The 13,146-nt window shown below is 43.8% G+C and carries 6 protein-coding genes; all 6 read right to left on the reverse strand.

Features of this window, described 5'->3' with window-relative positions:
* Nucleotides 1-38 precede the first annotated feature (38 nt).
* Complete coding sequence (locus PBT90_RS08110; RefSeq protein ID WP_264809887.1) at nt 39-2,267, reverse strand: heavy metal translocating P-type ATPase; 2,229 nt, start codon at nt 2,265-2,267, stop codon at nt 39-41.
* Nucleotides 2,268-2,909: 642 nt separating this feature from the next.
* Complete coding sequence (locus tag PBT90_RS08115) at nt 2,910-4,844, reverse strand: c-type cytochrome (RefSeq protein ID WP_264809888.1); 1,935 nt, start codon at nt 4,842-4,844, stop codon at nt 2,910-2,912.
* A gap of 18 nt (nt 4,845-4,862) precedes the next feature.
* The gene (locus PBT90_RS08120; protein WP_264809889.1) at nt 4,863-6,650 is read right to left on the reverse strand and encodes a 3-keto-disaccharide hydrolase; all 1,788 of its coding nucleotides are present in this window, start codon (nt 6,648-6,650) and stop codon (nt 4,863-4,865) included.
* A gap of 120 nt (nt 6,651-6,770) precedes the next feature.
* Nucleotides 6,771-8,393 (reverse strand): RagB/SusD family nutrient uptake outer membrane protein, encoded by a 1,623-nt coding sequence (locus PBT90_RS08125; RefSeq protein ID WP_264809890.1) that lies wholly within the window; start codon nt 8,391-8,393, stop codon nt 6,771-6,773.
* Nucleotides 8,394-8,405: 12 nt separating this feature from the next.
* Entirely contained in the window at nt 8,406-11,657 is a 3,252-nt protein-coding gene (locus PBT90_RS08130; RefSeq protein WP_270132620.1) for a TonB-dependent receptor, read from the reverse strand.
* 190 nt (nt 11,658-11,847) lie between these two features.
* A complete protein-coding gene (locus PBT90_RS08135) occupies nt 11,848-12,936 on the reverse strand; it encodes a FecR family protein (RefSeq protein ID WP_264809892.1) in 1,089 nt (362 codons plus the stop codon).
* Between the last annotated feature and the right edge of the window lie 210 nt (nt 12,937-13,146).

Consider the following 13,146-nt stretch of genomic DNA (forward strand, 5'->3'; position numbering starts at 1 on the left):
ATTCTTGTGTTTTGATACTTAAGTCTAACTACTTACGTCTAAATACTTTTCCCCTTCAGCCTTAAGCTATTCAGTACAACTGACACCGAACTAAAGGCCATTGCTGCTCCGGCGATCATGGGGTCCAGCAGGAAGCCATTGATGGGATACAACAGGCCTGCAGCGATTGGAATTCCGATTAAATTGTAAATAAATGCCCAAAAGAGGTTTTCTTTTATTCCTCGTACGGTCATAGCAGATAAATTGAATGCTTTTGGAATTACTTCCAAGTCTGAAGAGATAATTGTCATTTTCGCCACATCCATAGCGATATCGGAACCATGTCCCATGGCGATGCTAATATCTGCCTGTGCCAAAGCTTCTGAGTCATTGATACCGTCACCCACCATCGCGACTACTTTTCCTTTGGCTTGAAGTTCCTTGACAAAGTCTGATTTGTCAGATGGCATTACCTCGGCTTTGAAGTCTGTTAACCCAACTTCCCTGGCCACAGCAGCAGCGGTTTGCTGATTATCCCCAGTCAGCATATAAACTGAAATATCCTGCTTTTTCAGTTTTTGGATGGCTGATTTAGAACTAGGCTTGATTTGATCAGCTATGGCAATTACTGCTAGTACTGTTTCTGAATTAGCAAAGAAAACCACAGTTTTGGCTTCATCACTCCAGGTATTTGCCTTAGTATCCAATTCAGGTTTCAGGTTGATTCCATGTGATTGAATAAGGTTAGAATTTCCAATGTAGAAGGATTCACCGGTTTTTCCTTCAGCTTCAACACCTTTACCAGTTAAGCTCTGAAAGTTTTGGATTGTATCTGATTTAAATCCTTCCTCGGTTAATTTCTTGCTTACTGCATTTGCGAGGGGATGTTCTGACTTGGATTCAATCGCTAGTAGAATAGGAGCAAATTCAGTTCTGATATCCTCACTTTCCCATTGCAAATTGGTTACAGTTGGTGTGCCTGCTGTGATTGTCCCGGTTTTGTCCAATATTACGGCGTTGACTTTATGTGCTATTTCCAGGCTTTCCGCATCCTTGATCAGGATATTGTTTTCTGCGCCTTTTCCGATTCCCACCATAATTGCCGTAGGCGTAGCCAAACCCAAGGCACAAGGACAGGCGATGACCAGGACGGCAACAGAATTTAGAATCGCGTGGGAAAGTGCATCCTCTCCACCTATAAACATCCATACGGCAAAGGTGAGGACCGCTATCGCAATGACTGTAGGGACGAAAATAGACGCGATTTTATCCACCAACTTCTGAACGGGCGCCTTGGATCCCTGTGCTTCCTGCACTCTCTTGATGATTTGGGACAGTAGGGTTTCGCTTCCGACTTTTTCTGCTTTGAAATGAAAACTTCCTTTTTGATTGATAGTCCCAGCAAATACCTGGTCGTTTTCTGATTTCTCAATTGCGAGAGGTTCACCGCTGATCATACTTTCATCTACAAAGGAATTTCCTGAGATCACCTTTCCATCTACCGGGATTTTTTCACCGGGACGAACGATGATCTCATAGTCCATTTGAACTTCAGAGATGGGGATTTCTTTTTCTTGCCCTTGCACTATCGCTTTGAGAGTTTTGGGCTGTAATCCCATTAATTTTTTGAGAGCGGTCGAGGTTTTTGATTTTGCTTTTTCCTCCATCATTTTTCCAAAAAGGATAAAGGTGATGATCACCGTGGCCGCTTCGAAGTACACATGTGGCTCAAAACCCCGACTGATCCAAAACTCTGGAAAAACAGTATTGAATACACTGAAAATAAAGGCAATTCCGGTGCTGAGTGCCACCAATGTGTCCATGTTTACACTTTTATGTTTGGCTTGCTTCCAGGCACTGATAAAGAATCGCCTTCCGAAAATTGATAAAACGGGTATAGCAAGAGCCAGGGAAATCCAAGTTCCTGGTTTCCAATGCATGAAAAACATCCCGATAATGAAAATGGGCAATGTCAAAACTGCCGCACCTAAGGTTTGGCGTTTCAACTGACGATAATATTCCTCTTTATCCTTGGAAGAGCTTTCATCCGCATCTTCTGTTTCTGTAATCAGTCCGTATCCAATGGCAGAAAGCGCCTCATTCAGCTCTACAGGGTTAATTTCGTCAGAATATTCCACGAGAACCGTACTGGATGCAAAATTTACCTGGGCAGATTGAACCCCGTCGGTATGTGCCAATATAGTTTCCACACTTGATGCGCAGGAAGCGCAGGTCATCCCGGTAACCGGGAATGTCTGTTTATGTAATTTTCTTGTTGAATCAGTCATTTGTATTGTCTTTGATTGACATTACAAACTTAGGAAGTTGAGGGGAGGGGGTTGTTATGGAATTTTGGGGAAAAGTTATGAGATTTTGTGTATTAACCGCAGAGAGCACAAAGGATTACGCGGAGGACACAGAGAGAAAAATTTTGATGTTGTGCTACTTCTCCAGAAGTAGGACTTGGTTTTGTGCTTTTTCAACCACAAAGCCACAAAGGCAACAAAGGTTAGGGGGATTGCTGTTGGCTTTGATAATTGTATTTGAAAATTGCTCATTGAAAATTTTTGAACCGCAAATGGAGGCTACAAAGAGAAAAAAGTGGATGTTATCCAATGCTTTAGTTATACTTTATTTGCCATAGAGACATCTGGTCTGTAGCAATTTGTTTAGTCTTTTGGTAGCGTTGCGTCGGAACGCATGGTGTGATTATTTCACGAGTAGTTCCTACGGAACGATTTTTATTGTTTGATAAGATTTGGAAGACGGGGTTTTAAATTCCCCAAAGGCTTTGACTCTAACTAAAAAAAGGCTTAGCGAAACGATCGCTAAGCCTTTTAAGTTGTCCTGCTTCTCCAGAAGCCGAACTTGTAAATACAATCTGAATACCAAATTGCTGTTGACTGTTGTCATTTGACAGCCGGCCAAAATTACCTTAAGGAATTAATCCACTTCGCGATTTTCATCGCATCTTCTTTGGATACTTGAGCCATTGGAGGCATTTCGGTAGCATATTCTGGCCAGTTCTGAGGTTCAGGATTATAGATCAATTCTACAATTCTTTCGTCAGAGTACCTTCTTTTAGCTACATCTGCATAAGCCGGGCCTATGAGTTTTTTGTCTTTTTGATGACAGGCAGAACAGGTGTTTTTTGCTAAAATAGTCTTGATTTCAGCATCTGTAGGTACTGCTGATGCCAGAGCTTTCTCTGCAGCAGGCTTAGCTGGTGCTGGTTTGGCCGCCACTTCTTTTTCCGGCTTTGGAGCAGGAGGAGGAGCTTTGATGACCATTTTGGCACCAGAAGGAATGCTGTTCAAGGTATAGTATGCATCCGGGTGAACCAATGAGAAACTTCCCTCTACTGCTCTCACACCATTCAAGCTGATTTTATGAACATAATATGGTCTCAAACCTTCCACTGCGATTCTCGCTGACATGCCATCAGCAGCAACTTCCACACCTAGAATTCTCAGGTTCTTGCTGTCAACAGGAGGGCTACCATACACAGGGTGATACTTATACGTAAAGCTTTCTACGGCATAGGAAGTCAGGTTTTCCGCTGAAGCTTTGTCCACAGGTTTGGTGAATTCGATCAGGAAACCGTCAGGCTGAGCTTTAACAGTTCTCATTTCGAACGGGATGTTATGATTCCAAACCAAACGCTGCAATCCTTCATTTGCTTCACCGGCAGAACCCCAACCCCTGTTAGTCTCTCCGATAAACAATGACTTATCCGGTGCCCAGGCCATTCTCAAAATCCCGGACTGGAAGCCAGATCTGAAATCTATGGAAGCACCCTGCATTTGGCCATTCACCTCTTCCAGGATCACACGCATGATTTTACTTTGACCTTGGTCCCCAATCAAAACCTGACCTTCGAACGGCCCGAAATGACCTTCAGGAATCAAAACCGGTTCAGCATTGGAAATACCCTGAATACCATGAGGCAACCAAACAGCCGGAAGCTTCAAATCAGGAAGTTTTTCCTTGGCTTGGGCGTTAGTTATGTATGGTGCGTCGATCACATTTTCAGGCTTGAGGAAACCACCGCGTCCATTGGGAATCTTCTGAGGATCGACTACCTGGTTGAATTCCTCAGCTGTCAACTTCAACGGAGAATCAGGTCGACTAGTCCAAGCCAGTCCTGCTGGATGTCCTGTGAAGTCTCCCTTGTCGATAAACCAAAGTCCACCAGACCCCATGTAATCACCTTGGTTTTCAGTGTAAACTAACTGATCGCCCAACATGCCCAAACCAGCCGGAGATCTCATCCCAGTGGCATAGGGTTCCATGCTGCCGTCACGGTTGATCTTCATGATCCAGCCTCTCATCGGTACTCGGCTTTCGCCTCTCCACCATTCCTGATCGCCAAAGGCAACGTTTGCAGATACGAAGAAGGAGCCGTCAGGACCAACTTTAGGGCCAAAGCTGTACTCATGATAGTGTGCAGAAAGCGGCCAGGCATAAACGGTTTCGTATAAATCTGCCTTTCCATCCTGATCAGTATCTACCAATTTGGTCAATTCACCTCGCTGGGCAAGGTAGAAAGCCCCATCTTCATATACCAATCCCAAAACCTCATGAAGACCTGAAGCAAACTTTCTGAAGAATGGCTTAGGGCTCGTTGGGTTTTCTACGATAAATACGTCTCCTCTACGGGTAGCTACACCGAGGTCGCCATTTGGCAAAACAGTCAGTCCGCCCACTTCCAACAGCGTTCCTTCCGGAGCTGTTACCCGCATGATTTTAAAGAAATCCTCCTCTTTGGGGGATTCCTGTGCATCAACTTGCCCCGGTATCAGCTGGATCACAGCTGCTAGTCCAAAGGCAATTTTTGTCAATTTATTTTTCAGTAATGTTTTCATCTTTGCGCTGTCCTTAGTTTAAAAGAGAAGATTGTAAACGATGTTTCCCTTTGCAGGCAAGAAAATACCAGCCGTACCATCAACTGAATGCGTCACAGGAGCCCCATAAGTGGCTTCATCGTATTGCAGATATACTCCGGTCTCAGGTAGTAAATAGTAGCCTTTGTCCACCTTTTGGATCTCAGCGCCTGCGGCTACTTTGTAGTAACCATTTCCTAAACCGGACACAGAGCGGCTCAGGCCTTTTCCGGATTCCAATACTTTGATCTCATCTTTTACAGATTGACCATCAAGCAAATAAGAGAATACGATGTCCTCAGATCCGTTTTTCAATTGGTATCCTTTTGTTCTAAACTCTTCAGAAGCGGTGTAGTCTTCGGAAACTGCATTAATAGCCGGCTCACTTAAGTTGATCAAAGCACCTAAAGGGACTGATACACCATTTCCACGGCTATTCCACATAGGGGTAGCATCTAGGAACTTACCTCTCCATAGCTGGATCAAGGTTCCTGTTTCCATGTCATAGGCATAGTTCACCTGCTCTTCGCTGGCTACTGATACTACATGGCTCAGTCTTTTGTGATTAGGAACATCCCTAAAGCTTCGCAAAACAGGAGTTTCATCCGCATCTACCAAGATGGGGTCAGTTTCCTGATAAGCTCCAGCTTCGGAAACCAATAGTTCTGTAGATCTCAGCCCGGGGCCTGAGATGTAAAGATTGAATCCGTCCACAGACCAATTTCTATTTTTAGAAGCCACCATGTGAATGGGGTTATCACCGGCATTCAATTGCTTGCTCACGCGTGCTCCTCTGCTGGATAGCTCAGTCACGCTTTCATCGCCTACTGCTAAGCCGGACATTCCTCCTGGAACCTGAAGCATGATTTGGTATTCACCAGCCTTCTCCACATTTAGATTTGCGCTGTATTTGGTAAGGTTTACATCAGAAACGGAAGCCGGAACATCACCTAGGGAAGTCACAGTGCCTTGGGCTACCGCTGTTTGGCCAGCTATATCTTCCAGGCTATTGAATGAACCCTGGAAGGTTTCGTAGGAGACATTCGAAATGGTAGGAACTTTGGCTTCAAACGGGGTGATCTGGATATTTCTAAAAGCCACTGCTCCATGATCTCCCTGGATTCTCAATGGACCTAAAGCCACATCTTCAGCAGACATTGCGCCACGGGTAGGGCCGAAGACCTCTAGGTTTTCGTGTATAGTTACGCCATTTAGTCTTACAGAAAGGAAGCGGGCATTTTCAATTTTTTTACCCGCAGCGTCAAATTTCGCGGCTTGAAAAGATACCTCGAGTTTCTGCCATACACCGGGAGCCTTGCTTACATTTTGGCGGGGAGCATAGCCTTGATAGCCTTTTTGGCCTTCTGGTTTGCTGTCATCCCATCGCTGGTAGATTCCTCCATTTTCACCGGGCTTGGTAGTGGTAGAAGTCCAGCTGTCTAGGATTTGGATTTCGTAGTTTCCTTGAAGGTAAACTCCCGAATTGGAATTAGGGGCGACCATGAATTCCAAAGAAAGATCCATGTCTCCGAATTTTTCTTTGGTGATGATGTCAGCCCCAGGTTTTTTCTTAGCAGGGATATTTGCCATCACTCCGGATCCTTCTGCAGATTGGAGTTCATTAGGAACGGTAGGGTCAGCCCAGACCTTTCCTACTTCTGACCAGCTGCCTTTGTTGCCTTCAAAGGCACTCAGGTCCAGCTTGACAGGATTTTGCTGCGCCTGCAGGGAGCCGATCTGTAGAGCCAGAGCGGCAGTCAGCAAGCAAACATGTTTTTTCAAAATCATGTGATTTTAGGGTTAATTAATTACTACTAGGCTATGATGGGGTAATAAAAGAAGAAGTCTTGCAGGAGAAGCTACACGCCCTCCCACAAAACTTCTTCATATCATCGGACTAAATTCAAATTAATAGCCAGGGTTTTGAACTAGATTAGGGTTCAAAGAAAGGTGAATGTGAGGAATCGGGAATAGTGCTCTAGTAGGCTCGGAGGTATCTTTGTCCCACCAAGTACCAGAAGTGAATTCACCGAATCTGATCAAGTCAGTTCTTCTTTTGCCCTCAAAGATAAACTCTCTTCCTCTTTCTGCAAGGAGTTCGTCCATAGTTAGTGTTCCTGTGGTATAAGCTTCAGAAGCCCATTCTTCATCGTCAAAAGCTCTTTGTCTAGATTCATTGATCAGTGCTACCGCTTCAGCAGTAGCAGTACCACCGTTCTTTCTCATCAATGCTTCTGCTTTGTTGAAATAGATTTCTGTCAACCTGTAGATCACATAATCATTTTCCCAGTAGGTGCCTTCTTCATCAGAGGTTCCAGATCTGTACTTGTGGAATCTAGCTCCGGAGTTTTCTTCTCCTTCGGTCATAGAACCTTCTCCGGTAGCACCTTCAGAGTTTCTGCGGATATTGTTTACATACACCAAAGGCTGATCTGCCCACTCTTCAGTTCCTAGAATCGGCTCTCCTGTTTCGTAGTCATACTGAGGCCCGAATAGAAACCACTCGCTCTTTCTATTATCATTTTCTTCAAATGAACTGAAAGCATTAGGAGTGACCACAAAGGCATTCCAACCGCTGTAGGTTACATTCAAAGCCCGGGACATATTGCCGTAGCCAAAGAAGAAACCAGCCCAGTTGAAGGTAAATCCACCATCACGACTAAAGGCAAACTGGAAGATGTTTTCAGGAGAGAACTGGTTTTGATTGGAGAATGGACCCAAAATAGAAGGATCAAGTCTCATTTCACCCATCAAGCTTCCCCCTTCACCATTGATCACTTTGTCTGAATAGGTAATGCAGTCATCGTATCTAGGAGTGCCAGACCAAACTTCAGCATTTAGGTAAAGCTCAGAAAGCATGGCATAGCCTGCCGCTTTGGATACTCTGCCCACCAATGCCTGAGATAATGGCTGTAGTTTTTCCACATTGTCCAAAAGCTCTTGCTCTACAAATTGGAATACCTCAGCACTAGGTCGGGTTTCCGGATTGGTCGGTTGACCTACAGTAGTTACGATAGGCACATTTCCCCACATGTCCATGATTTTCATGTAGTGGAAAGCACGCATCACCTTTACTTCAGCGATAATGGACTCCATCTCTGCCTGAGTAAGGCCTGCTGCCTCAAAATCCAGTTCCTCGAAATCGGCCAAAAGTGCATTGACATATCCCAAGCCTTCCCACATCAGACTCCAGGATCCTCTTAGGCGGTTTTCCTGGGGAGTCCACTCGTGACGATGCAAACGTACGTGGTCACCTCCATCGTAGCCGTGACGTCCTTTTTGAGGCCAGGCAATCTGGTCTGCAGCAGACTCTGAGTGGTAGTAATAGCCACTTTGCCCGGTAGGAGCCAGCCAAGCTTGCATGTGGGTAAATGGTCTCAGTACTCCTTGCATGATTTCTACCTTACTGTTGTAGAAATTATCCTTCGATAATTCGCTATAGATCGTCTCATCCAGGTCGGTACAAGATACCGTAGCCAAAAGGGCAACTGGAGTGAGTGCAGCGGATAGTTTATTGAAATATTTTTTCATGATTTTCCTTAATTAAAATCCAACATTTAGACCTACTGTAAAGCTTTTGGTACGAGGGTAGAAGCCTCTGCCATCTATACCAGTAGTAAATCCAGCATCCTGAAGTTCAGGGTCCAATCCGGAATATCCTGTGAAGGTGGCGATGTTACGTCCAGAAGCATATACCCGTAGGTTTTTCACATATTCACCCCCTACTTTAAAAGTATAGCCAAGGGTAATGTTGTCCAGTTTTACAAATGATCCATTCTCCAAGTAGTAATCCGAATACTGAGGATCATCATCAAGTTCTACGTGTCTGTCGATGGCACTTGAAAGCAGGTTGTTTGGCAACCATCTTTTGTTTCCGAAATACATTTCTTTAGTGTTCAAGATGTCAAAGTCGAATTTACCTCTAAAGAAGACGGTGAAATCCCATCCTTTGTATCTCAAGACATTATTCCAAGACGCCATGTATTTAGGTACACCATTACCGATAATTGTAAGATCTTCCTGGCTCATCTCACCAGCTGTACCGGTAGACCCGTCAGCTTTATAGAACAACCATTTGCCATCTTCATTGAATCCTGCGAATTTTTTACCATAGAAGTTACCTACAGCACCACCTTCTTCTACACGGATGGCATTACCCAAGTTACCCGGGCTAGGTAGCCCTCCTGTCTCGATCCAAGAAACGGTAAAGACGTCATTTGAAAGTGAAGTGATTTCGTTGATCTGCGTATTAGCAGTCAAATCCATCTGCCAAGAGAAGTCTCCTCTTTCCATAATCATGGAGCTCAAGAATAACTCCACGCCTCGGTTGTTAATCGTTCCTACGTTAGTGAACAGGGAGCCTTTTACGAAAGCAGGCTGCTGAGCTGTGTAGTTGTAAAGAAGATCTTCTGTATTTCTGGTATAGAAGTCCAATGAACCGTTCAACTTATTGTTGAAAAGCAAGAAGTCAAAACCTAGGTTCCATTCTTTCTTTTTCTCCCATCTTAGGTCTGGGTTAGGGTTTCTGGCTGCACCATAAGTCTGATAGTAAACGCCTTCTTGTGGGTAAACCCCACCTGTGCCTAACGTTACTAAGGATAGGTAGTTTCCGATTCCTTGGTTACCCGTAACACCATAACCTAATCTCATTTTTAGGTTGTTGATAGTAGAACTGCTGCTCAAGAAGCTTTCCTCTGTCAGTGCCCAACCCACGGATACAGCTGGGAAATTACCCCACTTGTGGTTAGCCCCAAACTTAGAAGAACCCTCTCTTCTCAAAGTAGCCTGAGCAAAATACTTGTCCTTGTAAGAATAACTTGCTCTACCGAAGAAAGCGATCAACGTATTGTCATCCTTAAAGGACCCCATACCTGGTCTAGGAAGTAAGGTATTATTGATAGCAGAACCTGCTCCTAGATTCCAATCCAAGAAGCCATCAGTAGTAAAACCACTGTTGTTCACATTGAATGTCTCCGTAGTGAAGTACTGGTAACTGTAACCTCCGATCACATCTAGATTGTGATCCATGTTGAAGTTCTTCTTGTAATTTACCGTAGCTTCCAAGGTGTTGTTCCAGTTGAGGTAGTTGGATTTGGATGCATAGCCAGTCCCTTGATACTGAGAAGCAGGACGATTGGCAAAGTCATTCATAGACTGATAGTATCTATCGTTATAGGTAGTTCTCTGATGTGCCCCAAATACTGAAGCAGTCAAACCTTCCATGATTTCCAAAGTCAACCTCACATCACCTGATAAGTTGAGCTGCTTACGCTCACTGATTCTATTAGCAAATCTAGATAGTGGATTGTAGTTATTGTAAGCTTCAGTTTCTACGAAAGAACCATCCTCGTTGAAGATTGGAGCTGTAGGGTTCCGTTGGATGGCTTGTTCGAAGTCACCTCCGCCACCACCAAGTCTATTGGCATCAAATAGGTTTACGGCCATATTTGTAGCCAATGTAAGCCTGTCCTGAAGCCCTGTTTGACTAAAGCTCATTCTTCCACCATACTGCTTTCTGCTGTTTTCTTTTGCAATACCTTCTGCATCATTGAAGAAGAAAGACACGCGGTAGTTGCTGTTTTCACTTCCTCCTGAAGCAGCAAAGTTGTGATACTGGCTCAGGTTCTGCTTATTCAAAAGCTCATCATAAAGGTCTGTAGAAGAACCAAAGTCATTCTGCTCATCTACCAATCCCTGCGCAATTAGCTCTCGGTACTCGTCAGCAGTTAGGTTGTCAGGTCTTCTATCTACAAATTCTCTTTGGAAGTAAGTAGAGTAATCAAATCTTGCTTGACCTGATTTCCCTTTTTTGGTAGTGATTAAGATTACACCTGCATTACCTCTGGTACCATAGATAGCGGCCGCAGATCCATCTTTCAATACGTCAAACGTTGCGATGTCATCCTGCTGCAATAGATCTAGGTTACCACCTGGAATACCGTCAATCACGATCAATGGCTGAGTAGTACCGGAAACTGAAGTAAGACCTCTTAGCTGGATATCTGTGCCTGCATTCGGGTTGCTACCTTGAGTTCTAATGATGTTCAGACCAGCTACTTTACCTTGGATCAATTCCATAGGAGAGCGAACACCAGTCTGTACAAATTCTTCGCTGGATACATTCGCCACTGCAGAAGTGATCTCTCTTTTAGTCTGGGTACCATAGCCGATTACCACTACCTCATTGAGCGATTGCACATCGTCCATCATGGTGATGTTGAAGGTTCTTCTGTCACCGACGGCCATTTCAATGGATTCCATGCCGATAAATGAAAAGGTCAACACTGATTCCCCGGAGGTGACATCAAGGTTAAAATTACCGTCGATATCAGTCACGGTACCATTGGTGGTTCCTTTTTCTATCACAGTCACACCAGGAAGTGGCATGTTAGATTCGTCTACTACTGTACCTGTTACGGTGATGGCAGCAGCTTCTTCTATGACTACCGCAGTTTCAGGCACATAAACGGCCTTTTTCCTTACGATAATATTCTCATTGATCTGTCTGAACTCAAGTCTGGTTTGTCTGGACAAATTCACCAAAGCATCAAATACATTGGTATTGACCTGAAGTGCCACTTTTGAATTCCCTTTGATTTCCTTATTGGTGTAGACAAAGTTAAATCCGGAAGCTACTTCAATTGCTTTGAATGCTTCCTCAATAGTTGCATTGCTTAAATGCATACTCATGTGTACCTCGTCCATTCTCTTGTCCTGAACCTTTGCAGGAGCGGCCATCAGCACGGACAGGGTGAGGCATTGCACTAAGATTATTTGGAAAAATCTCTTAGACATAGTTAAAATGCGTAACCTTTTGTCATTTTTCATAACTTTAAATTTGGTTTAAACTACTAGGATTGGTTTATACTAAAATCCAGCATGTTTTTGACGAAACATGCTGCAACCTCAGACCGGAGATGTTGACGCATCTCTGGTCTTTTGCACATTTACATTCTTGGGTTTTTTTTGCATAGATAAGAGGGGGTTATTGTTGAAAATTGATTTGAATTTCTTTGCCTTCGATTTCGTATTTGAAGCGGGCTGTATAGCTCAAGCCTTCCAGAATGTTTTTTAAAGTCTCTCCTTTGTATTTGCCAGATAGGGTCAGGTGTTGGTCCTTATAGTTCAATACCGTAATGCTCACACCAAACCAGTTTTCCAACATTTTAATGGCTTCGGGTAGGGGGGTCTTGTCAAAAATTATGGTCTGATCCAGCCAGGCCATAATCATTTCTGGATCAAATGCGCGTTTCTCCCAGGCTTCGCCGGATGCCAAGGTATTGATCTGTTCCCCCGGAGTCAGGTAGTCTATAAATTCCGGCACTTGTGCGGATTTAACTTCCACCTTTCCTGTGATCAGGGAAACTGCGATTTTTCCACCTATTCCACTTTTGATATTGAAGGTGGTGCCCAGTGCTCTGGTAGTAATGTCTTTAGTATGTACTATAAAAGGTTTGTCCGCATTATGAGCCACATCAAAAAAAGCTTCGCCTTCCAGATATACCTCCCGCGTATCACCTACAAAATTCTGTACATAGCGAATGCTGCTTCCTGCATTCAGCTTGACCACAGAGCCATCGCTCAGGGTAATCGCTGACTTTACACCTGGCTTGGTAGAGTAAGTCAACCACTTAAGCTCTTGTATTTCTTCTTGCTCCGGGGCAGTGAAATACATGAGGCCGAGGGTGAATGCCAAAAGCAAAATGGCAGCAGCTTTTACCATTTGGAAGTTTATCTTCCGGCTTGGCTTGGTGCTTTTTTGTCGGGAATAATGATTAATAGTCGCTTCAGCGTGGATGGGGAAGCTTTTGGCTTCCTGCTTTTGTTCTCTTCCATCCAGTTTCTTATCTATTTTGTCCCAGAGCTGGTCTATTTTCACACTACCAAGTTGACGAGAAGGAGAAGGCATGTTCAGTACCAGTTCTCTGGCGATGCGAATATGCTCTAAACTCTGGGGGTTGTTTTTTATATATTCATCCCATTGAAGATTTCTCTTATTATTCGGGGAAAGGATCCATTCCCTGAATTCTGTGTCCAAGACAAAATCTTCTACTGAGAAATTTGATTTATCCATAATGAGTCGATTCACTACATTAAGGAGAGTACAGGCAAAAGTTATCCTTCAAAATTTTAAAAATTTTTAACTTTTATGGCTTTTTCAATAAATCTCTCAATCGATTGCGGAATAGATATGAAATCTAGGTTTGTCTTGAATAAATCGTAAAGGAATATTTAACTCAAACTCACTAATTCTGCTAAAACAAAATCAGAAGGACTTGTCCAA

It is taken from the genome of Algoriphagus sp. TR-M9 (assembly GCF_027594545.1).
GTDB lineage: Bacteria > Bacteroidota > Bacteroidia > Cytophagales > Cyclobacteriaceae > Algoriphagus > Algoriphagus halophytocola.